The sequence below is a fragment of the Streptomyces sp. NPDC031049 genome (assembly GCF_055571015.1).
Genome location: NZ_JBVIGC010000014.1, coordinates 215,189 through 238,229, shown reverse-complemented (window position 1 = coordinate 238,229; position 23,041 = coordinate 215,189). Strand labels below are relative to the sequence as shown.

The 23,041-nt window shown below is 70.0% G+C and carries 24 protein-coding genes; all 24 read right to left on the bottom strand.

What is annotated here, in order from left to right; all coding sequences use genetic code 11:
- Positions 1 to 522 precede the first annotated feature (522 nt).
- On the bottom strand, positions 523 to 876 hold the full coding sequence (locus ACZ45Q_RS24060; RefSeq protein ID WP_468264820.1) for a hypothetical protein: 354 nt from the start codon (positions 874 to 876) through the stop codon (positions 523 to 525).
- A 256-nt stretch (positions 877 to 1,132) separates the two neighbouring features.
- Positions 1,133 to 2,221, bottom strand: a complete 1,089-nt coding sequence (locus ACZ45Q_RS24055; RefSeq protein ID WP_468264818.1) for a DNA cytosine methyltransferase — start codon at positions 2,219 to 2,221, stop codon at positions 1,133 to 1,135.
- Between the two features lie 364 nt (positions 2,222 to 2,585).
- On the bottom strand, positions 2,586 to 2,960 hold the full coding sequence (locus tag ACZ45Q_RS24050) for a hypothetical protein (protein ID WP_468264816.1): 375 nt from the start codon (positions 2,958 to 2,960) through the stop codon (positions 2,586 to 2,588).
- Between the two features lie 549 nt (positions 2,961 to 3,509).
- Entirely contained in the window at positions 3,510 to 3,740 is a 231-nt protein-coding gene (locus ACZ45Q_RS24045) for a hypothetical protein (protein WP_468264814.1), read from the bottom strand.
- Positions 3,737 to 4,183 (bottom strand): hypothetical protein, encoded by a 447-nt coding sequence (locus tag ACZ45Q_RS24040; protein WP_468264812.1) that lies wholly within the window; start codon positions 4,181 to 4,183, stop codon positions 3,737 to 3,739. The genes ACZ45Q_RS24045 and ACZ45Q_RS24040 overlap by 4 nt, the downstream gene beginning before the upstream one ends.
- Positions 4,184 to 4,610: 427 nt before the next feature.
- Entirely contained in the window at positions 4,611 to 5,315 is a 705-nt protein-coding gene (locus ACZ45Q_RS24035; RefSeq protein WP_468264810.1) for an HAD-IA family hydrolase, read from the bottom strand.
- On the bottom strand, positions 5,312 to 6,481 hold the full coding sequence (locus ACZ45Q_RS24030) for an MFS transporter (RefSeq protein WP_468264808.1): 1,170 nt from the start codon (positions 6,479 to 6,481) through the stop codon (positions 5,312 to 5,314). The genes ACZ45Q_RS24035 and ACZ45Q_RS24030 overlap by 4 nt, the downstream gene beginning before the upstream one ends.
- Before the next feature lie 572 nt (positions 6,482 to 7,053).
- Positions 7,054 to 7,812, bottom strand: a complete 759-nt coding sequence (locus ACZ45Q_RS24025; protein ID WP_468264806.1) for a hypothetical protein — start codon at positions 7,810 to 7,812, stop codon at positions 7,054 to 7,056.
- Positions 7,813 to 8,173: 361 nt separating this feature from the next.
- Complete coding sequence (locus ACZ45Q_RS24020) at positions 8,174 to 8,572, bottom strand: hypothetical protein (protein WP_468264804.1); 399 nt, start codon at positions 8,570 to 8,572, stop codon at positions 8,174 to 8,176.
- Between the two features lie 188 nt (positions 8,573 to 8,760).
- Positions 8,761 to 9,387: a hypothetical protein gene (locus tag ACZ45Q_RS24015; RefSeq protein WP_468264802.1), complete on the bottom strand. Its 627-nt coding sequence runs from the start codon at positions 9,385 to 9,387 to the stop codon at positions 8,761 to 8,763.
- 554 nt (positions 9,388 to 9,941) lie between these two features.
- On the bottom strand, positions 9,942 to 10,454 hold the full coding sequence (locus ACZ45Q_RS24010; protein ID WP_468264800.1) for a hypothetical protein: 513 nt from the start codon (positions 10,452 to 10,454) through the stop codon (positions 9,942 to 9,944).
- Between the two features lie 186 nt (positions 10,455 to 10,640).
- Positions 10,641 to 11,243 (bottom strand): hypothetical protein, encoded by a 603-nt coding sequence (locus ACZ45Q_RS24005; RefSeq protein ID WP_468264798.1) that lies wholly within the window; start codon positions 11,241 to 11,243, stop codon positions 10,641 to 10,643.
- A 183-nt stretch (positions 11,244 to 11,426) separates the two neighbouring features.
- Positions 11,427 to 12,212 carry a GP88 family protein gene (locus ACZ45Q_RS24000; RefSeq protein ID WP_468264796.1) on the bottom strand — a complete coding sequence of 262 codons (786 nt, stop codon included), beginning with the start codon at positions 12,210 to 12,212 and terminating at the stop codon, positions 11,427 to 11,429.
- A 613-nt stretch (positions 12,213 to 12,825) separates the two neighbouring features.
- Positions 12,826 to 13,962, bottom strand: a complete 1,137-nt coding sequence (locus ACZ45Q_RS23995) for a DUF6884 domain-containing protein (RefSeq protein ID WP_468264794.1) — start codon at positions 13,960 to 13,962, stop codon at positions 12,826 to 12,828.
- 236 nt (positions 13,963 to 14,198) lie between these two features.
- Entirely contained in the window at positions 14,199 to 14,909 is a 711-nt protein-coding gene (locus ACZ45Q_RS23990; RefSeq protein ID WP_468264792.1) for an SAM-dependent methyltransferase, read from the bottom strand.
- A gap of 236 nt (positions 14,910 to 15,145) precedes the next feature.
- On the bottom strand, positions 15,146 to 15,436 hold the full coding sequence (locus ACZ45Q_RS23985; protein WP_468264790.1) for a hypothetical protein: 291 nt from the start codon (positions 15,434 to 15,436) through the stop codon (positions 15,146 to 15,148).
- A gap of 2 nt (positions 15,437 to 15,438) precedes the next feature.
- Complete coding sequence (locus ACZ45Q_RS23980) at positions 15,439 to 16,155, bottom strand: hypothetical protein (protein WP_468264788.1); 717 nt, start codon at positions 16,153 to 16,155, stop codon at positions 15,439 to 15,441.
- Between the two features lie 357 nt (positions 16,156 to 16,512).
- Positions 16,513 to 16,728 carry a hypothetical protein gene (locus ACZ45Q_RS23975; protein WP_468264786.1) on the bottom strand — a complete coding sequence of 72 codons (216 nt, stop codon included), beginning with the start codon at positions 16,726 to 16,728 and terminating at the stop codon, positions 16,513 to 16,515.
- A 48-nt stretch (positions 16,729 to 16,776) separates the two neighbouring features.
- Positions 16,777 to 18,006 carry a phosphoadenosine phosphosulfate reductase domain-containing protein gene (locus ACZ45Q_RS23970; RefSeq protein WP_468264784.1) on the bottom strand — a complete coding sequence of 410 codons (1,230 nt, stop codon included), beginning with the start codon at positions 18,004 to 18,006 and terminating at the stop codon, positions 16,777 to 16,779.
- A gap of 79 nt (positions 18,007 to 18,085) precedes the next feature.
- Positions 18,086 to 19,114, bottom strand: a complete 1,029-nt coding sequence (locus ACZ45Q_RS23965; protein ID WP_468264782.1) for a hypothetical protein — start codon at positions 19,112 to 19,114, stop codon at positions 18,086 to 18,088.
- A 327-nt stretch (positions 19,115 to 19,441) separates the two neighbouring features.
- Positions 19,442 to 19,774, bottom strand: a complete 333-nt coding sequence (locus ACZ45Q_RS23960; RefSeq protein WP_468264780.1) for a hypothetical protein — start codon at positions 19,772 to 19,774, stop codon at positions 19,442 to 19,444.
- Positions 19,775 to 19,973: 199 nt separating this feature from the next.
- On the bottom strand, positions 19,974 to 20,846 hold the full coding sequence (gene trpA / locus ACZ45Q_RS23955) for a tryptophan synthase subunit alpha (RefSeq protein ID WP_468264778.1): 873 nt from the start codon (positions 20,844 to 20,846) through the stop codon (positions 19,974 to 19,976).
- Positions 20,847 to 20,974: 128 nt separating this feature from the next.
- Complete coding sequence (locus ACZ45Q_RS23950) at positions 20,975 to 21,409, bottom strand: hypothetical protein (RefSeq protein WP_468264776.1); 435 nt, start codon at positions 21,407 to 21,409, stop codon at positions 20,975 to 20,977.
- 68 nt (positions 21,410 to 21,477) lie between these two features.
- A complete protein-coding gene (locus tag ACZ45Q_RS23945; RefSeq protein ID WP_468264774.1) occupies positions 21,478 to 22,755 on the bottom strand; it encodes an MFS transporter in 1,278 nt (425 codons plus the stop codon).
- Positions 22,756 to 23,041 lie beyond the last annotated feature (286 nt).

Genomic DNA, 23,041 nt, shown 5'->3' with positions numbered 1-23,041 from the left:
ACGGCGCGCAGCAGCGGACGCGTAAGAGCCGCCCCGCGCGGGACGGCGGGCATGACGCCGCCCCGGCCCGGGGGCGGGTCGGGGCGGCGCGGAGCCGGGGCAAACCCCGGGCAGGGCCCGGCGGCCAGCGGGACAGGGAGCCGAGCCCCGGAGCGGGAAGGGAGCAGCGCTCCCCCGGCCCGGCGACCGCACCCTGACGGGGCGCGGGGCAAGCCCCGCAACACCGCCCGACCGCAGTCGCCGGGCCGTGGCAGGGCCGCTGGGTGTCGGCGGGCGGGTAGTGGAGCGAGCCGGGGAAGCAGGAAGGTGGTCACCGCTCCCCCGGCCCGGTGACCGCACCCTGACCCGGCACACACCAAGCCCCACAACACGGTGTGTCAGGAAGCGGGAGTTGGCGGAGGAATAGCGGGACGGCCCGCCCCCGGGCAGATGCCGGGGACGGGCCGTCAGACGGGGCGGCGCGGAGTTGCGCGCCACGCAACCGGACGGGCTCCGGGGCGACGGGGCGCTCGCGCGCGGACCTCAGGCGGTCATGCGCAGCGGCTCGTCCCAGTGGCAGGTGCCCACCCATCCGTTGTCGTGCCGGTGCGCGGTGGCCAGAAGGATCTCCTTCCGGCAGATCTTGCACGTCTCCAACTCGACGTCGATGCCGTGCCCTTCGAGTACCACAGCGATCTGCGCATCGGTGGGGTAGTTGTCGAACGACTCGTCTTCCGTTAGCACCTCTTCATCACGGCAACTCACCAGGTCGTAAGAGCGGCCCTCGATGCCGTTCCAGACCAGTTCCCGGACGAAGTACTGTTCTCCATCCACCTCGAACGGCTCGTGGTCGGTTTCCCGGACGGGGACGGTGCCGGGCCTCGACGCGTTTCCCATAGCGACTACCAACCTTCGTGTTGCTTCCTGTCGACTTGATCGAGGTGTGAGGAGCGCTCACACCTCCCCCGCCCCGAAAGGGCCGGCGGCCGCACAGTGGCAGTGCGCGAGGTAAGCGGCGCAACGTCATCAGCCGCCAGCGGGTGAGGGGCGCGTAATGCGTGGCACGGCAGGCAGGGCGGGATGCGGGGGGCGTCAGCACCACACCGGCCCCCGGCATGCGCGGGGGCGCAGGCCGGGGGCCGGAAGGGACGGGTCAGGCTGCCTGGGTGCCGATGCGGGCGGCCAGCTCGGCGGCCATCGCCCGCCGGATGACGGCCTCGGCCAGGAGCGGCGGCATCGCATTGCCGATCTGCTCGTACTGCTTGGTCCGGGAGCCCCGGAAGGGATGGCCGGACGGGAACGTCTGGAGCGCGGCCGCGTCGGCGATGGAAACCCGGATCATGTCCTTGCGGCCGCCGCGGTAGGCGGGCAGCTCATCGGCGTCCACCAGCCGGGTGTCGGCGATCCAGCGGCCCGCGTCCCGCTCCCCGTACAGGGTGGCGCGGCTTCCCGAACCGCCGACACAGGAGGGGTCCGGGCCCCCGGCCGCCGTGCCGACCGCGACGGTCAGCGCGGGACGGTGCGTCATCCCCCAGCCCAGCGCCTGCGCCATCGACACCCACGGCAGCAGATCGGGGTTGCCGCCGTCCTGGTCGGTGGTGCGGCTGTAGCGGCGGTGGGTCGGGGCGGGCAGTGCCGCCTCGCCCTCGCCCAGGCGCCGGGCGACCAGCACAGCGCGGGCCCGGGTCTGCGGGACGCCGTACTCCTCGGCGTTCATCCGGCCCGTAACCACCGTGTAGCCCTCAACCCGCAGGACCGCGGCCATCGCTTCCCACACCGGCAGCACGGTGGGCACCTGCTCCAGCATCACCGTCCGGTACGGGCGCCCGTCGTCCAGGGCCTGAAGCGCCCAACGCAGCGGTTCCAGGACCAGACCGGTGCGCTCGTCGTCCAAAGTGGCCAGACCCGCCCGAATGTCCCGGCGCGCGGCCAACTGGTCCGCGAAGTGCAGGACCGTGTCCAACGCCCTGCGTCCGGCACCTTTCCCGCCGATCGAGTACGGCTGACACGGCGGCGAGGCAATCAGATCAGTGGCGGTGGGAAAGTCGTTGGGGCGGTAGGCGCGGACGTCGCCCTCGACGGTGTCCAGCCCGGCAGCCCGCCTCGATTCACACGCCGCATGGTCGTGCTCGATCCCGGTCACCGGCAGACCGAGGCGATGCGCGGCCAGGTCCCAGCCACCCGGCCCGCCGAACAGGTCAACTATCTCCACCCGGCGGGCTGCGCTCTTCTCCTTGATCATGGGGGGTTCCCCGATTCCTGGTCACGGCGTCACCAGGAACCGACCGGCCCCCGTGACATGAACACGACCAGGCAGCCCGAAACCCCATCAAGGCACGCAAACGAAGACCACACCAGCCGGGTGAAATGCGCCGTGGAAGCAAGGGTGTCGAGCCGTCCCAGGGAGGTGAGAGAGGCTCGGCTGCTAAGGGCTCGACCGCAGGTGGGGGGTGCGGGTGCATCTCTCGGCTGGCGGTTGGCCGGGGCCTACTGCGGCCCCCATCCTCCTGGGGGTCGGGCGGCTGCGGTCGGGTATGGGGCCGCCCCGCCGCCCGAAGAGCACGGGAGCCGGGGCGGGTGGTTAGGTGGCTGGTAGGGCCTGGGAGCTAATTCGGGGCGTAGTGGGCCAGCCATGTCGGCGCGGCATGTCGTTCAGGGTTGTCTGGGAAGGCGAGATAGAACTCCAGAACCGCCAGGTGGTAGGCAGCAGGGGAGCCGAGCGGAAAGACACTGCGGCGCAGTGCTCCGTCGGCTGTAACTCCGGTGATCCGGTCTTCGGCCAGCGTGTACGAGGCGGTGAGTGCCACTTCGATGTGCTCGCCAGCCGCGTGCAGCACGGGGCAGACCTGCAGGGCATAGGCCGCACAGACCTGGTGGAGTGGGGGTTCCAGGTAGTACTGAGCGTTGGTCTCGCCGATGAACGCCAACTGCGCTGAGGGCGCGATTGTTTCAGTGCACAGTCCGCACTGCCGCTGGAGCATGAACTGCCGCTGCCGTACGGGGCACTGTTCGCCGAACCTCGGTGTGCCGCGACCCGGCGTGCATGGGCAGGTGACATGTCCGCCGAGTTCGGGGTCGCGGTCTACGTGGATCGATCCGTCGTCATTGGGTTCGTACCAGGCGACGTTCGCGGGGACGGGACGTCCGGCACTGTTGCGGGGCAGGCGAGCAACAGAGGCCGGTATGGGGACGTTTCGCCAAGAGGAACTCATAGGTCACTCCGGAGAGAGGGGATATGGATGCGGTTAGGTGCCGAAGACGGCACGGGCAAAAACGGTCGCGCGCAGCGCACGGGAGAAATAGGTGCAGGTGGCGGCCAGGAGGATTCACGCCCGAAGGACGGGGCGCTGGGTGGTACCGCTCCTCGGGGCGGATATCCGTACCGTGGCGTGGTGGTCGGCAAGGCGGGCAAGTAGCTGGCCTAGGCGGACACGGTGCGGGCCCCGAAACGGACCACGCCGGCGTTACAACAGGACGGTCCGCCCCCGGGCTGTATCTGGGGGCGGACCGTCGGGCGCGCGGAGCGCGGTTCAGGACGCTGGGCGTTTACGCGCGGACTTGGCCCTGCGTAGGGTCCAGACCGCGTCGTCGGTGTCGCCCCGATCCACGAGATCGGTCAGCGAGTCACGGTAGGTCACGATGCGGGTGAGCTTCCCGTTGGCCAGGTGGAGTCCGTCCTCGGCGATCTCGACGCGCCAGCCTTCGGCCTCCAGCCGCCTGATCGCTTCGGGAACCAGCAAGCACACGCCGTCCACGGTCACGACCTTCCGGTACTGCTGTCACGTGCTTCCTCGGCGTGGACTGCCAAGGCGCCACCGAGGAGACGCAGCGGATCGTCCGAGACATGCCACTGCGCCAGACCCAACAAGGCGGTCGCAGCGTCACGGGCGCGGAGTTGGACCGTGTCGGGGACGGGGTGGGGGGTGAATGCGTCGCGTTCGGCCAGCAGGAGCAGCAGCAGTCGACCGGCTCCGTGTCCCGGGGCGTCCTTGTCCAGGAGGTGCGCCAGGCTGGTGAGGCCGTCACGGGCGGCTGCGGCAACAGCTGGGGAGTTACCCAGATCAGTGATGTCGAGCAGCCCGCTGGTCAGCAGCGCGGCTTGCACGGCGTTGGCGCGACGTGCCTCGTCCTGAGGCAGTGGCTGGGGCAGCGCCTCGATCAGGCTCCGGGCGGTCGCGCGGGAGTCGGTGGGAGGATTTCGCATCGTCGGGTACGTCCTGTCAGTCCGGGGCGGGAGGGGCGATCGCCCCTCCCCCGCCCCACTCGGGGGGCGGCGGTCCATACCGTGCTGCGCCGGTCGGCAAGTCCCGCAAGCCGCAGGGGCCGGGTTCGACGTATGGAAGGCCCGGACCCGCGGTGGGCGATCAGACGGGAAGGAGGCCGGTGACGGTGGTCAGGCCCTGGACGGTGGTGAAGGAGACCTCGTCGGAAGCATGCAGGTCGTTAGGCACTGCCTGGCAGAGGCCGCAGGCGCGCACGACCGAGCCGCACCTTCGGGTCACCGCTGTGTGACGTAGGCAGAGCGGGTGGCAGTGGGCGCACACCGACGCGCAGGCGTGCTCGACACCAAGCGGTATGGCGGTGAGGGCGTGTACGGCCAGGTCGGTGTCGCCGCGGAGGGCGGAGGTCGGCTACGCACGAGCAGCGTCTTGTACCCGGTCAGCATTCACGGACCCCTGTCGCAGAGACGAGAGCTGCGGAATGCGTGACGCGAGTGTCTGGCTGTCGCCGTTGAAATGCAGGGTACGCAGGCCGAGTCGGGCCGCGGCGGCACAGTTCTCGCGCCGGTCGTCGACGAAGAGCGTGTTGGCAGGTTCAGGCCACCCGGCAGCCACGAGCGCGGCCTCGTATGCGCGCGGCTGCGGTTTGTTGGCGCCGAGCCGGGCGGAGTAGATGGTCTTCGAGATCAGGGTGCTGCACCAGGGAGCACGATCGAGTGCGTCCGCCAGGGGGTGCGGGGCGTTCGACAGGATGATCATGCGCAGGCCGGTTGCGTGTGCTGCTTGCAGGACCTGGACGACGGCCTCGTCGGTGTGGGTCCACATCTCGGCGTCTGTGCTGCGCAGTGCGTCGAGCAGGGCGCTGCCCTCCGGGGCGGCCAGCTGGCCACGCAGCAGGCCGCTCCAGAAGGCATAAGTGCTGATCTCACCGGCGTCGTAGGGAGCGCGACGTGCCCAGAACTCCGTCTCGAAGTCGGTGGTCCGGTCGGCGGGCCATCCGGCGAGTGCGGCCAGTTGCGCCCACATGTGCTGGGTGGGCTGCAGTCCGATGACGCCGTTGTAGTCGAGAATGAGGCACTCGAGGTTCGGGGCGGAGGGGGTGAGGGGCGCGGTCATTTGGGGTCCAATGCTCGGTGGGCAAAGAGGGCGACGACTGCTGCCAGCAGGACGGGCAGGGCGAGGGCTATGGGCAGGCTGGTGAGTGAGGCGAGCGCTCCGATGGCGGCCGGCCCCAACAGCAGGCCGAGGTAGCCGGTGGCGGCGACGGCGCCGACGGCTCGAGGGCCTCCCCGTCCTGCCGCGCTGATGAGGGAGGGCACCGCGGTGGACAAGCCGAGGCCCAGTGCCATCCAGCCGATCAGCGCCGCCGGGGCGGAACCTATGAGCAGACCAGAGCCAAGTCCGCTTGCTGCGAGGGCGGCGCCGGCGCGGGCGATGGTGGTCGGTCCGAAGCGAGCGTTCAGGCGGTCGCCGAAGAGGCGGCCTACGACCATGGCGGCGCTGTAGGCGGCGTAGGCGGCCGCGGCGATCGTTTCGGACGTGTGGAGGGTGTGGAGATGGACCGCGGACCAGTCTGCTGCGGCGCCCTCGCCCAGGAGGCAGGCTGCGGCCAGGAAGCCGAGCAACCACACCGTGCGACGCGGAAGCTGGGGGGTATCGTCTCGCTGCGCCGGACTCAGTTGGGCGGGTGCGTCGAGGTGTCCTGCAGATCGGATCAGGGGAATGGCAGCGGCGGCGGCCGTCGCCGTCAGGATTCCGACGGCTACGAACAGGACCTCGTAGGGCGCCCAGGCGGTGAGTGCGGCCAGGCCGGCGCCGGCCAGCGCGCCCAAACTGTACGCACAATGGAGGCTGGACATGATCCTGCGCTGGTAGGCCCGCTCGAGATTGACGGCCGCTGAGTTGGCCCCCACGTCCAGGAGGCCGTGGCCGAGACCGAAGACGATGGCCACGAGAGACAGAGACGTCAGGGTCCGGCAGGTGCCCAGCAGAGCGAGGGACAGACCGAAAATGATGGCAGGGCCGGCGAGAAGACGAGCCGGACCGTAGCGGTGAGCGAGCCGGCCGCCCAGCTGAAGGCCGAGGACCATGCCTGCCGCTGCTGACAGGAGGACGATAGCGAGCCGACCGGGGCCGAGCTGGGCGGCGGCCTGGACTGCCGGCATACGCGCGCCCCACATGGCCATGACCACGCCCAACAGCGCGAAGACGCCACTGAGCAGTCGGCGAGAGGAGACCGGTTGCACCAGGGTTGGCACGGGGGCAAACACAGTTCCCGTCATCTGGCTGCCTCCGTGCTTGGCAGCATCTGCACCTGGTCACGGCAGCCGGACCCGGAGCCGCCGGCCTCGTGCGAGGCGTGAAAGAGCGCGGTGCAGTGCCGCAACGACCGGTGCAATGGCGGGAGCTCAGCATTTCCAGCGGGAAGGGTATGGGGTGGGCCCGCGTCGCCCCCCAAGCGCGTAGCTGTCATGGCGCCACACAAGCACCGGGAAACCCGCCCTCGGCGGGCGGAGCCCGGTGCCTCCCACCTGTTGGATCACCTTCTCGCGGTGTGCTCCCGTGACGTGGGAGCACACCGCTAGCGTGTGAGTGCGAGTGCAGGAGGCGGCGGGGCCGATTCCATGGCCTGTTCAACGTCAGGGCTCCGCTGCCGGCTGCCTCGAGGTAACAGGCGTCGCGGTCACAGGCCGGGCGCGGGAACGGATGCGCGGGTGGTGTGGGTGGTGTGGGTGGGTTCGTCTGCGGCATCAAGGCTCCTCGGGCAGGCGGGGGGCGGCAGGCGGCAGGTGCCACGACCCTCCTGGGCCGCGTCCCGCCGCACTCGGCGGCGGGACGCGGGTCCGGACATCTGTCAGGCGAGGGAGGCGGCGGCCAGGACCAGCGAGTTGAGGGCGGCGAACAGGTGGGCGTCGCCGTGGCCGTGGGCGGCCTTCAGGCCGTGGGCGCGGGCGTTTGCCAGGTGCGCCATGCCTCGGATGCTGTCGTCGTCGTCCGCGTCGCCGTACTTCGCTTCCGCCGCCCCGATCACGTTCCCGATGGCGTCGGACAGGTCGGCGGCGCAGCGCATCTCCCACCGTTCGGGGAGCTGTACGACGGTCCCGAACGTGTCGGGCGCCCACGTGGCGAGCTGTACGCGGATGGTCTCGATCAACGCCCTCTCGTTGATGGCGCGCCGGTCGCCGCCGAACGGGTCCAGCTCGAACCGTCCCTCGTAGCCGTCCCTCAGGTGGGCGCGGGCGGCGATGAGCGAGTACAGGGCCCCCAGAAGGTAGGCGTCACCGTGTCCGCGTGCGGCGTACAGGCTGTCGGCGTGGGCGTTGAGCACGTGCGCGATGCCCCACGGTTCGGCGTCGCCATCCGTCTCCACGCCGTAGAGGTGGACGTATTCGGTGATCTCGCCGAGGAGCTGGGCGGTGCTGTCGGCGGGCCGGGCCGTGACAATCTCTGGGGTGGGGACCGTGATCCCGAACTCGGCCGTCACCCAGGTGCGAAGTTGTACGCGGATCGCTTCGGCCAGCGCTCTCGTGTCCAGGACCGGCTTCGGGTGCGGGTAAGTACTCATTCCGGCGGCGATTCCGGCGGTTGTGTAGGTGCTGGCGGTCTCGGTCATCACATCGTCTCCCTTGCTCGGAGTGTCACTACAGGTGGGAAGGAGGTGTGGTGCTGTACGGCCCGGCCCATCGCTGGAGGGGGCAGGGGTGTCCTTCTGGCAGCACGGACACTCCCCCGGGCGGGGATAAGCCCCGCAACCCTTGATTGGGGGTGTCGAGTGAGAGGCGCTTCGGGCGGGCGACGCAGATGGTTGTCGCTCCCCGGGGGTCGGTGAGCGCACTGTGCAGTGGCGGCGGGCGGCGGGCAAGCCTCGCAAGCAGGAGTCGGCACTCCATCAGCCGCAGGAGGACACGGCGCGAGCTGCGCGAGCCCCCAGCGCCACGAGGGTGCCGGGGGCGAGATCTTGGGGGGAGATGAGCCTAGGCGTTGAGCTCGCTGTGCTCTTCCATGACGTCGCTCAAGGCGTCCATCCGCAGGGCGTCATCGTCGCTGTGGAGGGCGTGGAAGCTCTCCTCTCGGCGCTGTTCCGGGGTGAGGGCCTCGGCGCGGGAGCGCGCTTCGGCGTACACGATGTCGGTGGCCGTGCGGCTGACGGAGCCAGGGTTGTCGTAGGCCAGTCTGGCGTGAACGAGGTCGAGGTGACGCTGGGCGATGCGCAGCGCGGCGGCCTCTCCGGTCGCGGTGTAGACGGTCACGCGGGTGGGGTTGAGCGGATTGTCGACGGTCGGGGTCTGGGAAGAGCCAGTGGGGTCGGGTTCGGAGATGAGATTCGCGGCTTGGACTGCGAAGTCACGGACGTGCAGCGTGTACTTGATCATGAATGGACGAGCCCTTTCCGGGACTTGGATGAGGAAGGCGGCGACCAGCCGCGGGATGGAGACCGTCGTGGCGTGGTGGGTTAGCCGGGCAACTGCAGTAGCCGGTCAGTGTCTGGTGGACTTGGAGGCAACCGCGCCCCGGCCGTCGTGGAGTAGACAGCCGGAGCGGGAGGGGCAGGGCAGAGGAGCTAGACCGGGTCGGCGATCGCGTCGGGGTAGGGCCAGACGGGCATGTCTCGGACGCCCTCACAGGTCAGGATGTCGATGAACTCGCCGTCCTCAAGGTGGCCGCCGACGTAGCCGGTAGGGCTCGGAGTGCCTTGCCACCAGGAGCGGGCCAGGGCGCACGCGGCCTCCTGGGACGGCGCCCGGACGAGGAACCGGTAGGTGCGCTCTTCGGTCGTCTGCATCCACAGCCGGTACACCCGGCGATGGCCGGGAACGCCCCGGTCTCCCCCGGCTGTGAACGCCGCCTTGATGGTGTGACGGCAATGGTTGGTGTGCAGCCCGGTGATGTCGTCGCGGGTCCGACGGTGGACGAGACGCAGTTCGTCCAGGTCGCCGACTGCAACCTGGCGGCGGGTGCGCTCCTTGTCGGGAACGGAGCGCACCACGCCGGCGCGGTCCTCCTTCTGCTCAGGGTTGACGAGTGCGGTTCCGGCGCGCGGGTCATAAGCGTGGACGGTGTAGCGGGTGGTCAGCCCCGTCCGAGGCTCGACGGTCGCGGCTGTGCCGATGCCGAAGGTGGTAGTGGCGGTCACGGGCCGGTCGGCCCAGGTGCAACCGGGGTGCATGTCGGGCGGCGGAGTGAGCATGTGTTGTCCTTCCGTGCGGTGCGCGTCCGGCTGGGGTGCCGGACGCGAGTCACGGTGAGTGCCCGGCACGAAAGCGGTGCAAGTGCAAGCAAGACCGGGTTGGAGCTGAAGGCGCGCATCTCGACGATCGCCGTCCCTCGGCACCTAGGGGTGGGTGCCCGGGGACGAGCAGGCGTGTGCGCCGGGCATCGGTCCGGTGCTGATCGGAAGAACTTCCCGTCGTGGTCGAATAGCTCGCGGGTGCTGCGGTGGGTCGTCGAGCGGTGGCGGGGGCGGTGCGTGGTCTGGTTGGGGAGGTCTCCGGCATTGAGGTCGGGCGCGGTCATGATGGGTATCCCTTCTCGTGGCAGCCCTGCGTCTGCGAGCGAGGGGAACGGTGAACGAACAGCCGGCTAGCTCGGCAAGAGCGCCACGTGCTGGGTCACGAGCGCTGGCGCCGCGTGCGCGGTGGCAGTTCGTGCGGAGGGTGCACGACGCCGGCCGTGGGCGGACCTGGTGATGCGCCCACGGCCGGTTTGCCGGTGTCGGAGGACGGCCCGGTGGAGTGGGTGTGGTTATGCGGTGGGGGCGTGGCTGTAGGGAGACTCGACGCGTCCGGCGTGCTCGGGCTCGGGTTCGGGTTTGGGTTCGAGGTCGTCGGTGATGATGACGTGGGGGCGCCCGGTCGCGTCGGCGATGGTGAAGACGGCTTCGGTGAGTTCGTAGTCGTGCTGCTGTCCGCGCGCTTCGTAGGCGGCGTCCACGGGGTCCGTGAGGCCATCGAGCGTGGTCGCCCAGACTGCGGTGTAGGTGTCCGGCGCGGTGTCGCTCGGGGGGATGCCGGGGATCAGGACCAGTGGCCCCAGGCTGACCGCCTGGTCCCACCCCGCCTCGTGCAGCGTCGCGGTGTAGGCGGCGTGCTGCTCCGCCTGGTTGTGGTTGGCGGCGGGGTCGGGGCAGTGGGTGACCGTGATGTAGATGTCCGGGTCCGCGGTGCGCCGGACGTCCAGCCGGCGGAGGTCGTGCGCGGTGGCCAGTGCTGCGCGGACGGCCGTGATCGCGTGGTCAAGAAAGTGGCTGTCGCCCATGGTTCTCCTTTGCGTGGGTGGGTTCGTTCACCGGCCGGGACGGTCCGGCCACGGTGGACGGTCGCCGCACCGAGTGCTAGCTCCGCAATCCGAGGCGGGAGAGGCCTCGCTGAACCTGCGTGAGCCCGCCGGCCGGGGTCGGCGAGGCGGGCCTTGGGGCGCTTGGTTGAGCGGGAGGGGATGGGGTCAGCGGAGGGGCTTGGTCACGGTGGGCGCTTTCGGAGCGGCCGGGGCCTTGGGCATCGGGGCAGGGGCCTTCCGTGCCGGTTCCTTCCGCGCCGGGCCCGCGGGCTGGCGTGTTCCCGTAGTGTTCCCCAGGCCAGGGACACTCCCCGTCGTGTGCGCGGCGCACGGGTGTGTACCTGCGGGGGCGCCGAGCGTGATGCCCGTGGTGCAGCGTACTGGGGAGTGACTGGTGCCGTTGCCGGAACCGGCGAGCACTGCGACGAGCACGAGCAGGATGGCGATGAACAGAATGACCCCGGCGAGCGCGAGCACGGGCAGGGCAGGGTGTGCGCGGGTGTATGTGGGCTCTGCGGGGTGGGCCGGGGTGGAGTGGCTGCAGGCATCCCGGACGCCGGCGGTGCTCAGAAGGCGGTCCCAGTGCTCGCCGTCGGGCCAGTGCCCGACGACGACCGTGCCGTCGTTGTGCAGGTCGGCGCCCACGTACAGCAGGTCGGGTCGGTCGGCTCGTTCGATGCCGATGGTGGCACTCTCGCCCTCGGGGGCGTCGGGGACGTCGAGGGCGGTCAGGATTCGCCGGGAGTCGTCAGTGATCAGGAACCGCATGCGGGTCTCCAGATGGTCGGGCGCGGCTGCGGGCCGCGTCGGTTCGTCCGACGCTGGCCGCGCGTGCGCTTAGCCCGGCAACCGGCAACCTGGTGCGCGGCGCTCTTCAGCGGGGGAACACGCAGTGAGCCCGCCCCGGGCCGGTGACAGCACGGGGCGGGCCTCAGGAGGGCCGTTGCTCGGTCAGCTGGAAGCGCGGGCCTTGGCCTGCTGACGTTCACGCCGGTTGGCGGCTTCGGCGTCTCGCTGCCGCTGCAACTCTCCGAAGGAGGCAGTCATGCCCTTGCGGTGGCGGTTCACGGTCATCCCGACACGGGGCGGGCCGTGTACGGCCAGGAGGTCGGAGGCGGCCTGCGAGGAGTACCCGGCGGCTTCCAGATCCTCCAGGGTGAGGAACACGTCCGCGTCGCGGTCGCGGGCCGGGTCAATGAGTTTGTCTTCCTTGCCGCCACGGGAGAATACGTACTTGAAGTTGTCGGGTGGGTTCGGTTCGACGAGGCGCCGGAACCGGCTGACTTCCTTGGTGTACGCGTAGAAGGTCAGCCCCTCGGGTGCGCCTCTCATGATTTCGAGCCACATGAGGGTGTAGGCGTCGTCGAAGAAGTCGCCGGCGTCATGGATTCTGATATGACCCAGTGTGCCCTTTTCGGAGTCAGGCTGGTAGCGAGGGTGGCGCAGCTCGTCGGCCATGCGCTTCTGCCACAGGAGCGGGGTGTCCAGCACCATGCGGAGATGGCGCAGGTGGCGGGCGCGGGCGGCCGGAAAGCGGATGTATCCGGAGTCGGAGCCGAGCGCGTAGCAGTGCTTTGCGCAGACCCCGGCCGAAGGGCAGACGTTGACCCTGCGCACGGTTGTGGTGCCGTCCGGGGCGGTACCCGTGAGTTGCACCACCCAGGCGGGCAGTGTCCAGTTGAAGATGCCCTGCTTCTTCATTTGTTCGTTCTGCGAGAGCAGCCAGTCGGTGGCCATGATGAGGCACTCCACGAGTCCAGAGGTTCGGATGGGTGGTGTGCGGTGTAGGAGGCAGTCGATGAGACAGCCCGGCCGCGGGCCACGGTGCTGTCTCGGTGCCATGCCAGCGCCCGATCCCCTTCGCAGACAACGCCTGACTGCGGAACCGAGGGCCCTGTGTCGGCGGTGAGTTGGCGGGGGGTGGGCTGCGCAATAGGCTGGGCCGGCCCTCCACTGGGGTGGAAGGGATGTGCCTCGCGGCGCGGGGGCAGGCCCAGCGCGCTCACAATCGCCCGGGTCACGGCAAGCCCCGCAACTCCCTGCCGATGAAGGAAGGCGGGGCCGTTGCGCAGAGATCCGGAAAGCGAGGCAGGACCCGCCTGTCGGCCCGGGTGATGGCTCGAGGCGGGCCCTGTTGGTTGATGCGGAGGTGAGGAAGTGGTGAGGAGCGCCCGGACGTGGCGGCCGGATGCCGGATACGTGGCGGTGGGGTAGGAGTTGCTCGATCCTGGCGGCCCGCCCCAGGGGCTCGTGTTGTCGGCTGGCCGGGTCGTGGTAGCCCGGTCGATGGGACGACCGTGCTGGGGCAAACGGCTAGCCGGGCAACCTCCGCCGCTCCGGGGAGTCGTGGCTACGCCGTGGCTGGGGGCGTGATGTGGTGGCGTTCTGCGGTCGCGAGAATGCGCGCGGTTTCGTCGGGGTCGTCAAGGGTCGCGGGATCGAACCAGTAGTAGTGCGCGATGCCTGCGGCCAGGGGGTAGACCTGGTCCCACGGTGGGACGCCGTCCGTGGCTTCGGGGACTGTGTCTGGACGGTCGAGGAGGACATCGATCACCACCTGAAAGGCTGCAGCGCGGAAGTCGCGGGCACGGGTCCGACGCTGTGCGGTGGCCATGTCGGCCAGGTGGGAGCGGGCGTTGGAATGGCGCTCCCAGCGTCCGTACAGGCGGGCGGCCTCGGAGGCTCTGGACTCGGTCATTTCCAGTACTCGCGGGAGCGCGGACAGGAAGCGGGCGACGTCCCGGGGGGTGCCGTGTACGTCCACGGTGCGGGAATCGTCGGGACGTGCGTGCACCTGGACGCGGTAGAGGGCCGTGAAGCGACGGGCAGCTCCTGCGCGGGCGGCGCTCTTGGCTACGTCGCCGGGGAAGGTGAGGGTGCCGTGTGCCCGGCCGGCGTGCTCGATGATGAGTCGGGAGTAGGTGGCGTAGCGCGCCCGCTTGCGGGCTGCTCGTTGCTCCTCGATGTTCTGGCGCGCGTGCGCCCGGCGCTCGATCTCCTCGATGGTGCTTCCGGTGCTCGTGGTGTCGTCCGGGTGGGCCAAGGATGTCGGCGTCTGGCAGTGGCGGCCGGGGGCGTAGATGGCAGCCAGCTTGGCGAGCTGCTCACCGATGCCACGCGTCCCTGCGAGCAGGTCGGTCAGCTTTGGCCAAACGGCACGACAGGCTTCGACGTACGCACGAGGGCCCAGGACGATGACGTCGGCGTGGAGAGCGCCTAGGTCGGCGGCTTGCTGGCGGAGCCTCTCGGCGGTGACGGACCCCTCGTCGCCCATGCGGAGGTTGTAGGGCGTGATGAGGTCGTCCAGGGCGACGAAGCCGTGGAGGGCAGACAGAATCAGCACGCGAGAGGTACTGTCCTGATTCTGGGTGGCAAGCGCGCCGGCTGCGCGGCGCAGGGCCACGTGGTAGCTGCCGCTGTACATCTCGCCTGCCGGTAGCGGCTGTTCGTCCGTGCTCTTGCGTCCCCCGCACGACACGATGATCACGCGAGGGCGGACCGTGGGCGCGGCCATGGCGGTTCAGCTCCAAGAGGTTGGTTGTTCGGTGCGGTGCCGGCGGCGGCCCGGCTCCGTGCGTGAGCACCGTGGAGCCGCCCCTTCCTGCGAAGACGGTTGGGTGCCACGGACTCGGGCGAGTCCGGCAGGGCAACCGTGCGGAGCGGCTGGGCAAGCCGCGCAACCGGCCGTGCCCAGGGCCAAGACCCCGGGCACGCAGAGCTGACTCAGTGCTGTGGGCCGTAGATGATCCACAGCTCCGTGTTCAAGGGGCGTCCGGAGGGGGACATGACCTCGCCCTCCAGGACGTACCTTCTGCTGCTGTGCCTCTGCAGGAGTCCGCGTAGGGCGACGGATGCCTTGCGGACTCCGTTCTCCAAGCCGAGGGAGACCAACGCGCCGAGCTGGCCACCGGGACGCAGGAAGCCGTGGGCATGAACAAGGTGAGCGGCGGCAAGGTCGCGCCGGAACGGCGGGTACATGATCACCGCGTCGTACCGGGGCTGCTGGGGCAGGGTCAGGAAGTCGGCGGTGATGACATGGCGGCCGAGACCGGCTTCCTTGATGTCCCGTGCGCGGTAATGTTCCAGCTCGATGCAGTCCACGGCGCATCCGCGGTCAGTGGCTTCGGCGGCGAGGTTGCCGTGTCCGGCTGAAGGCTCAAGGACCGTCCAGCCGGGCTGAAGGTCAAGCTCGTCGCACATCTGCTCCGCGATGGCCGGCGGGCAGGGCGCCTCACCGCGGTAGGGCCGCGGCGCCGTCTTCTTGTTGACGATCATGTTGTCGATCAGCGGCTGGGCCTGTCCGAAGGGAAACAGATCGGCGAAAACGAAGGCCTGTCGCCGGTGGCTGAAGAGTGCGCCTGCGGCGGTGAGGGCCCGGGCGGTTCGCTCTCCCAGCCCGGGGCGGGCTGGATCCACGTCCAGGGGCAGGCGCACGGTGACTCCCTCGCAGGTAGCACGGGCGAGGACTTCACGTACGTCGTGGGCTACTTGCATGCTGCTTCTCCTCGAGGTGGCGTGTGGTTGTCCGGACCGTGCGGAGGGCGGAGGCAAGCGGCGCAACTGCAAACTGCAATGGCTCGCAGGGCGTTGGTGAGGGACGCGCAGGCCCCGGTCTGCCATATGGAAGGGCAGGCCGGGGCTGGAGTGGGGCGGGCGCCGGGGACGCCGGGTCAGCCGATGAAGACCGGTGGTCCGTCGGGGAACATCGCGCGGTACTCCTGACGCGCCTGGTGCTCCTCGGTGATGGCGGCGTCGCTGGGCTCGAGGCCGACTGCTGCCGCGGCCTCGCGGGCCACGGCGAACCGGCCTTGCAGGACGGCCAGCGGGGTGTGAGGAGGCCACGTGGCCGAGGGCCAAGCTCGCGCCCAGTCCTCGCCGTGCTCGTCGAGAGCTGCGGCGTAGGCGCCGAACTCTCGGAAGAGCAGCTCTCCCAGGATGTCGCGCTCGGCCTTTTTGGACATGGTCACTCCCCCGCTCTGTGGGCCGGGCTGGCCAGCGTGGGCGCCTCGATCCTGGGGCTGGCCGGAGTGTGGGGCAGGGAAAGCAGCCGCCGTGCCATGCGGGCGTCGCTGCGCAGTTGCCCGGCTGCCTGACGGCATGCCCCCTGCAAGTAGGCCGCGATCAGGTAAGCGGTCAGTCGCTCGGTGGGCTCTTGGTCCGGGACATGCGGCAGGTACAGGACGTTGGCCGGGGGCACGAGGCCGAGCCGGACGTACGCTTCGATGAGGTCCCAGCCGTTGGTTCTACCCGCGTGCTGCGCCTTGGTCCGGGCCAGCCCGTCTTCCATGCCGTCGTACAGGCCGCTGAGCAGCACCACCGGCAGGTGGGCGATGGCATCCGCCGCGCGGTCCAGGGCACCGTCGTCGGCGGGGTCGAAGAGGTCTTCGGGGAGCCCGAAGTACTCGTTCGCGACGGGGTCCTTGCCTCCGTGGGCGGTGTAGGCGGTACGCCAGTCGGTGACCCTCTCGGTTCCGGCCTGGACCTCGCAGGGGTCCGTGTGCTCGCCTGAGATGCGCACCTGGCCCAGCCAGCCCGGTCGCCGCAGTTTCCGTACGGGCGGGAGTCCTTCCTCGGGGCAGCCCTGCCAGGCCGCGCGGGCGACGGCGCCAGTGTTTCGCATCAGGCGGCCGACGCGGGCCGACGTGCCGGTGGTGGGGTGGCCAGCGGGGGTTTTCGTCATGAGTTCTCAGCTCCTCAAGGCGGCGACCCCGGGCGCGGGTAGCGGACCGGGGTGCCGTGAGCGGGCTACTGGGCCCAGCTCGGACGGCTGTCCGTACCGTGGGTGAGCCCGGGCCAAGGCACGCAACTGCTGCTCTCGCAGTGGCGGGAATGGCTGCGGCCCGATTGCCGGCGAGATGGCGGAATCGGGCCGAGAGTCCCATCGCCGCCTCCGCGTTCCAGAGCGACTGAGGTGCGGGGGTGCCTGGCCGGCTCAGTGTCGGGCGCTCCTCCCCTCGCATGCAGCCCCCGGTGGCGCACCGGTTTCGGATGCACCGCCAGGGAGCGTGGGTGGCAGACCTGCCGGACTGGCCGGGTTCTAGTCGAAGTGGGATTCGCGCCGGACCTCCTCCAGGTGAAGGTCGAAGACGATCTTCTGGGCGGGCTGAGTGTCCGGCTTGAGTGCGAGCAGGCCGCCGCAGGTGCACGCGAGGGCGCTGTGCGGGCCCTCGGGCGGCTCCAGGATGGGGCTGTGGCCCGGGAGGTAGTCCATCTCTCGTAGCGCGGTCGAGGTTGCGGTCAGGGTGCTGGTCATCGGGGTCTCATTTCGTGAGTTGCCGGTAGGCAGGGTGGTTGGGCGGGGCTAGCGGGTGAGAGCGAGGTACTGGTCGGCCGCGGCCGGCCCGAGGTGACGGCGTACGGCGTCGCCGCGGCGCCAGGTGATGGGCCCGTCGAGAGCGTCGAGCATGCGGGCTGCGGCGATGATGGCGTTCAGGGTGAAGTCCTGCTTGAAGCTGTGGCCGATTCGTCGTTCGAGCTCGGCGAAGGTCTTCGGGTGCCGGAGCTCAAGGGCGAAGCAGACGCGGGTGGCGAGGATGAGCCAGTCCGGTCCGGCAAGGACGCAGTAGACGCAGGACAGGCGCTCGAGCCCGGCGTCATAGATGGGGTGGTACTCCAGGCCGTTGCTGGCGATGTCCTGCCAGACCTCAAGCTCGGACAGCCCATGAATGATGTTCCAGGTCAGTACGAGCCGGTTGGCGCTCGTGGTGCGGGTGTCGAGCGCCAGGCGCGCTTTGAGGGCGCGCGAGGCGGATTCGGCCCCGCGGACTCCCATCACGTTGAGCACGATGGCCTGGCGGTCGAGGCCGAGCTCTCTCACCCAGGTGGTGATGACGGGACCGGTGGGGTCCCGCTTCAGCGCGGAGGTGCAGAGCCGGCGCTTGGCGTCGGGCCACATCTGGCGGTTCTCAACCATGCCCAGGAAGCCGCCGTCGGGGGTCACGAGAAGAAACGGGATCCCGTAGCGCTCGGCCTGGCGCCGGGCCAGTTCGGGAACCCCCGGCCACTCGGAGCCGAGATCGCAGTGCATGACGCGCACCTTGTGCAAACAGCCTGCGGTCTTGGCCGCAGCCACCGTGCGGTGCATCGCCACCAGGGAGTCCTTACCGGAGCTCGTCTGAATGACGATGACATCGGCGGCGCGGACCAGGTCGACGGGGTGGTCGGCCAGGCGGTCCAGGAGCACGGTGGTGGCGCGTCGCCGGATGCGTTGAGTCGGGTATCGGTTGAGCGCCCGCCGGTGCGCTTGGACCGTGGCCGCGGCGCGCTGCAGGCGGGCTTCGGTCTTGCCGACCTTCTGCTCGGCCTCCTGGTGCTCCTGGACGGTGGCGAGGAGTGCGGAGTACGCCGGGGAGGCACGGTCGACTCCGCCCATCGCGTGGATGCGGTCGTGCCAGTGGTGGAGCTGCGCCTGTGCGGCGCCGTGCTCGTCGTGTGCTTCCCGGACGGCGTGCTGGGCCGTGCGGTAGGCGTCCACGGCTTTGCCGGCGCGGCGGATCATGTCGATGGTGCGCAGGGCGTTCTTGGTGCTCATGCTGGGCTCCTTGGTGGTGGATGCGAGTGGTCGGTCGACGGCCGGGCCTGTTCGGCTCGGTCACGGGCGTTGCCGCCGGCTACGGATGGTGTGTGGGCAGGTGAGTGCCGGGCCGGTCGAAGAACACGACGGTGGCGTCCGGGTCGCGGTCGGCGCGGGTGGTCGCGAAGTGTGCGCGGACGGCGGCCGCAGCGTCGCCCGGGCCGTTGGCGATGACCTGGTAGGAGGTCAGGGCCGTCTCGTAGAGCGTGTTGTAGAGGGCGTCCGCGACGTGCGGGGCCTTCTGGGGCGAGGGGGTGGGGAGGACGTCGATGACCTTCACTCGCCATCCGTGGTCGGCGGCGAGGACGGTCCAGGAGTCCGGCTCGCGTTCGTATTTCCACCGGACGGCGCGTAGGAGCTCGTTGACGGGGGTGGTGTCGCGGTCGGTGAACTCGGTCCAGGGCCAGTGGAAGGCTCCGGGGCGGTAGTGGCCGTCCTGGTCCGGGAGGACCTCGGTGCGGCCGTGTGGCGTCACGATCACCACGGTGTCGCCCTCGAAGTGGGCCGGTGTGTTCCAGTGGCCCGCACGGTGCGCGTCTTGCGTGTCGGCGCAGATCTTCCGCATCACGGTGCGGGTGAAGCGCGGGGCGCAGTATCCGTCCCAGTGCTCGGGCCGGGTCTGGCAGTGGTAGGGGCCCGCGAGGCCTTCGAGGCTCACCTCGTTGCGGATCCACTGGGTGGTGGAGCCGTCGAACCAGTTCCGGATGGCTCGTGCGCAGCTGGCGCTGTCGTGCGCCATGTCGGCGAGGGTGGGGTTGGTGAGAGAGGACTCGCGGTTGTACAGGTCGTTGTCGGCGTAGCCGTCGAATTCCGGGCCGTACCGCATGGCGAGCCAGCCGCTATGGTGCGCGATGGGATGGTCCACCGAGGCGTCGTCCGTGATGGCGATGTACTGCTGATGTTCGGGCATGGGGCTGTCGGGCCCAATGGAGATGTAGCGGGCGGTGCAGCAGCCGCCGGTGTGCCGGAAGGCGGAGGGGATGGCGTAGGCGTCGAGGGCGGTTTTGAGTGCGACGTCGGCGCTGATGTCCTGTGTGGTGCCGCTCTGCGAGTCGAGTGCCTGCATGGCGGCTTTGCGAGCTTTCAGGAATCGGTGGTCCATCCCCGAGGATGTCGAGAGCATGACACTCCATGGCAGGGGGTGGCTGGATTGTTGGAAGGGCGGCGTGTCCGGCTGCCTTCGGTGCGACCTCGCTGAGGGAGCGGGGGCGACTACGGCGAAGGTAGGGGGCGCGGGGGTTAGCCGTGCAACCGCGACGGAGCGCCGTGTCGGGCCGCACGGAAGAGAGCAGCGGGCGGTGCTGCCTGCGCACTGAAATCGTCCGTGCGGCGCTTTGGGGCGGTGTGAGTGAACTGATCACTTCAGTGACCGTGGCGTCCCTTCCCCTTGGTGTCAGCGTTTGACGCGGTTGCGGATGGCGAGGACGGCCAGACCGAGCAGGACGGGTTCGACCAGCCGGGAGGTCATCTCGGTGGAGGTGCCCGTGGTGGTGAGGCCTTGGCCGGAGGAGCGGAAGATCACCGAGTTGATCACGACCCGCAGACTCCTCTCCAGCCGTTCCGCGGTGACGCGATCGGTCAGTGGACTGGTGGGGTTGGCTGGGTCGGGGGTATCGGTGGTGAGGATGATCTCCTGTCCGACGGCTGCCTGGCGGCCGAAGGTGGTCGGCTTCTGGACATCAGAGGGCAGGCCCCACAGCACCATTACCGCGATCGTGGCGGCCATGGCCGCCACCAGCCAGGTCAGAGCGCGGGTGGCACGCAGTCCGTACCCGGACAGGGCCCAGTAGGAGGTCAGCAGCGCTCGTTCCCCCCAGGGCCGGCCGGCGGTGCGCTACTGAAAGACGCACGGAAAGTACCGTGCGCTACTGAGAGCTTCACGGCGGGCCTTCCATGCAGCAGGGAGCAGGACGGTGAGCGTGGGGTCATGCGGCCGCCCGTGGGGTGTCGGGGCGGTGGAGTTCCGTGGTGAGGGTGCGCGCGAAGTCTGCCGCGGCCTCCTCTTGCCGCCGGGTCCCTTGTGCTGCGTCGATGGCGCGGATGAGCGCGGATCCCACGATCGTGACGTCGGCGATGCGGCTGACCGCCTGGGCCTGCGCGGGGGTGGAAACGCCGATGCCGACGCCGATCGGGAGGCGGGTGGCGGTCCGCAGGCGCTGTACGAACGCCGGCAATGCGTGGTGCAGGGGGCCGGTAGAACCAGTGACTCCCGCAACGGCGGGCGCGTAGAGCATGCCGCCGGCGGCGCTGCTGATGCGAGCGAGGCGGGCGTCGCTGGTTGATGGGGCGACGACGAATACGGTGTGCAGTCCGCGACGTTGGGCCGCGGTGAGCCAGCCGTCGGCCTCTTCGATCGGCAGGTCAGGAAGGATCACCCCGGCGGCTCCGGCCTGTGCCAGGTCATGGGCGGCGCGGTCGAGGCCGTACTTGAACAGGGTCGGGTAGTACGCCATGACGAGCACGCTCGCGGGTGAGGCGGTCAGGGAGTGGATGCTTTCCAGGAGGTGCTGGACGCGGAACCCTGCCGCGAGCGACTGGGCAGCGGCCTTTTGGATCACCGGGCCGTCGAGGCTGGGTTCGCTGTAGGGCCAGCCGAGCTCGATGACATCGGTGACTTCGGCGAGGCGGTGCAAGATCCGCAGGTTCTGGGCCTGGGTGGGGTAGCCGGCGGGCAGATAGGTGGCCAAGGCGGCGCGGTTGTCGGCACGGGCGTGAGCGAGCACCTGGTCGAAGCGGGCGGGCGCGTCGGGCACGCGTCCGGCCGGTGGCTGGCGTGTTCCGCGCCATATCGCGTTCATGGGGGGAGGCAAGCAGAGTGCGCGGGCCCGAGACGGCGATCAGGGGTGGGCGTTCCACCGCTCGGCTCCGGGTTTGGGGGTGCTGTTCCGCGCGGCGGAACAGCACCCCCAAACCCGGAAGGGCACGGTCAGTGGGGCATGCAGGGCTGCATCGCGTGGACGGCTCGGGTGATCAGGTCGAGCTGATCGGGCAGCGGGGCACGGACACCCCAGTCGCCCAGGTCGGCGAGTGCCTCGCCGACCAGCGGGATCAGGGTGGTGGTGTCCGCGTCCGCGGGAGACTGCTGGACGGCACTGACGTGAAGGGCGAGCATCAGCGGCCCGGCCACGTCGTCGACGCGCTTGGTGAGGGCGCGCAGGTGCTGGATCGCCTGCTGCCTGAGCGGGTGGGGCTGGTTGGTCATCGGGGTGGCCAGGGGGCTTCCCGCGGCGTGCAGCAGAAGCTGGCGACCGGTGTTCCAGCCGTGGTGCACGGCTCCGGGGCGCTGCAGGTCGGGGTGGCTACTGGCCGGCAAGACCGTGTGGGACGTCGGGATCTGGTCGATGCGGGTGATGGCAGACATGCTTCCTCGCTATCGGTGCCGCCGGTCGGTCCGGCAGGCGCGCCAGGGGACGCTACGAAGCGCCCGCCCTAGCCGGTCAACCGCCACGTCCGGCGGGGCGCGACATTCAGGTCCACGGCGTCGGGCACGGTGGGGGTGATGTCGATGCGCCGCTTCAGTGAGAGGAGGCCTGCTGCGGCGAGGGTGCCCAGGGCGAGACTCGTTGCCCACATGAGCTCCAGTCCGCCGGCATCTAGGGCGGCGGAGCTGATGAGGGGGGCGATCAGAGCGGAGATGCCCAACGTGGTCGCCCAGATGCCGGTGTAGCGGCCGCGGGCATCGGCGGGTGCGAGGCGTTCGACCACCGTCATGATGCTGCTGAAGAACAGCACCTCGCCCAGGGTCCAGACGGCGGCGGCGAAGCCGTAGCCGATGAGGGACTGCCGAGCGCCGAGGTTTCCGCCCATGCCCAGGCCGAGGGTGATCGCGCCGGTGGCGCACACCACCAGGGGGGCACGGCGGTCGATCCAGGGTTGCAGAAGTGGCTGGAAGGCGACGACGCCGATCGCGTTGATGAGGCTGATGATCCCGTAGGCCGAGGGTTTCAGCCCGTCGTGGTCCATGGCCACGGGCAGTCCGAACAAGACCTGCTGGTACGAGCAGAGATACAGGAGCGTGAGGCCGGTCAGGACGAGGAACCGCCCGTCGCGGAGCAGGGCCTGGTAGCCCGTGGCCGGGGAGTCGAGGCGTTTGCGGGGTGTTGTCGGGCGTGGGCCTGTTCCGATCCTGCGGATCAGCACGGTGACCGCGAAGGCCAGGTTGGAGGAGGCGGCGACGTAGAAGAGCGCGGTCATGTGCCGGTCGGAGATGGCCGTTCCGACAGAGCCGGCCACGCCGGCGCCGATGTTGGAGGCCCAGTAGAGGCGGGCGTACGCCCGTCCTCGGGCGGCCTCGGGCACCAGGTCGGCGACGAGCGCCAGGACGGCCGGGCGGGGTGCGTCGAAGAGGAGGCCGACGGCGAACGCGGCGGCGGTCAGTGCGGGGAGCGTGTGCAGGGCGGGGAGAAGGAGGTAGATCGTGGTTACGGCGGACAGGGTCACCAGGAGGGTCCGGCGTCGGCCGATGCGGTCGGCGAGCCATCCCGCGATGGCGGGGCCGATGGCCCAGCCCGCCCCGAAGGCGGCACTGACCTGGGCTGCGTCCGATGCGCTGAAGTGCTGCTGGCGCACCAGGTACAGGGAGAGGAACGGCACGACGACGCAGCCGCTGCGGCAGATGGTGAAGCCGGCCACCAGCGTCCAGTAGGCGGCGGGCTGGTAGAGCGGAGCAGGTCGGGGCTGGGGGGAGGGGCGGTTGTCACGGGCCACCGCTGCTCCTTGGCCTTGAGGGAATTGTGGACGGGTGACAGGCGCAGGTGTGCGCTTCGTCTGCCGTGCGGCGTGGCTGGGCGGGCTCGATCTGAGGATGCGGTGGTCGGGAAGGGATCGGGGCGGGCGGCTGCGCGTGGCCTCACCTGGTGGGAGATGATCTTCATGCCGGTTCCGTGGCACGGGCGGTGCCGGGGTACACAGCCGGGTCGCACCGTGATCCGGCTGTACGAGGCGCGGGGGTCGGTCACGTCAGCGGTCCGGTGGCTGTGTCCCGCGGGGCGGG

Excerpts from the sequence above, each read along its gene's own strand:
- ACZ45Q_RS23950 (WP_468264776.1), bottom strand. The coding sequence starts at position 21,409 with ATGTCTGCCATCACCCGCATCGACCAGATCCCGACGTCCCACACGGTC.
- ACZ45Q_RS24015 (WP_468264802.1), bottom strand. The coding sequence starts at position 9,387 with ATGCTCACTCCGCCGCCCGACATGCACCCCGGTTGCACCTGGGCCGAC.
- ACZ45Q_RS24040 (WP_468264812.1), bottom strand. The coding sequence starts at position 4,183 with ATGCGAAATCCTCCCACCGACTCCCGCGCGACCGCCCGGAGCCTGATC.
- ACZ45Q_RS24005 (WP_468264798.1), bottom strand. The coding sequence starts at position 11,243 with ATGCGGTTCCTGATCACTGACGACTCCCGGCGAATCCTGACCGCCCTC.
- ACZ45Q_RS23965 (WP_468264782.1), bottom strand. The coding sequence starts at position 19,114 with ATGCAGGCACTCGACTCGCAGAGCGGCACCACACAGGACATCAGCGCC.
- ACZ45Q_RS23960 (WP_468264780.1), bottom strand. The coding sequence starts at position 19,774 with ATGGCCGCCACGATCGCGGTAATGGTGCTGTGGGGCCTGCCCTCTGAT.
- ACZ45Q_RS24010 (WP_468264800.1), bottom strand. The coding sequence starts at position 10,454 with ATGGGCGACAGCCACTTTCTTGACCACGCGATCACGGCCGTCCGCGCA.
- ACZ45Q_RS23970 (WP_468264784.1), bottom strand. The coding sequence starts at position 18,006 with ATGAGCACCAAGAACGCCCTGCGCACCATCGACATGATCCGCCGCGCC.
- ACZ45Q_RS24060 (WP_468264820.1), bottom strand. The coding sequence starts at position 876 with ATGGGAAACGCGTCGAGGCCCGGCACCGTCCCCGTCCGGGAAACCGAC.
- ACZ45Q_RS23975 (WP_468264786.1), bottom strand. The coding sequence starts at position 16,728 with ATGACCAGCACCCTGACCGCAACCTCGACCGCGCTACGAGAGATGGAC.
- ACZ45Q_RS24055 (WP_468264818.1), bottom strand. The coding sequence starts at position 2,221 with ATGATCAAGGAGAAGAGCGCAGCCCGCCGGGTGGAGATAGTTGACCTG.
- ACZ45Q_RS24050 (WP_468264816.1), bottom strand. The coding sequence starts at position 2,960 with ATGCTCCAGCGGCAGTGCGGACTGTGCACTGAAACAATCGCGCCCTCA.
- ACZ45Q_RS23985 (WP_468264790.1), bottom strand. The coding sequence starts at position 15,436 with ATGTCCAAAAAGGCCGAGCGCGACATCCTGGGAGAGCTGCTCTTCCGA.
- trpA (WP_468264778.1), bottom strand. The coding sequence starts at position 20,846 with ATGAACGCGATATGGCGCGGAACACGCCAGCCACCGGCCGGACGCGTG.
- ACZ45Q_RS24030 (WP_468264808.1), bottom strand. The coding sequence starts at position 6,481 with ATGACGGGAACTGTGTTTGCCCCCGTGCCAACCCTGGTGCAACCGGTC.
- ACZ45Q_RS24000 (WP_468264796.1), bottom strand. The coding sequence starts at position 12,212 with ATGGCCACCGACTGGCTGCTCTCGCAGAACGAACAAATGAAGAAGCAG.
- ACZ45Q_RS23980 (WP_468264788.1), bottom strand. The coding sequence starts at position 16,155 with ATGACGAAAACCCCCGCTGGCCACCCCACCACCGGCACGTCGGCCCGC.
- ACZ45Q_RS24020 (WP_468264804.1), bottom strand. The coding sequence starts at position 8,572 with ATGATCAAGTACACGCTGCACGTCCGTGACTTCGCAGTCCAAGCCGCG.
- ACZ45Q_RS24035 (WP_468264810.1), bottom strand. The coding sequence starts at position 5,315 with ATGACCGCGCCCCTCACCCCCTCCGCCCCGAACCTCGAGTGCCTCATT.
- ACZ45Q_RS24025 (WP_468264806.1), bottom strand. The coding sequence starts at position 7,812 with ATGACCGAGACCGCCAGCACCTACACAACCGCCGGAATCGCCGCCGGA.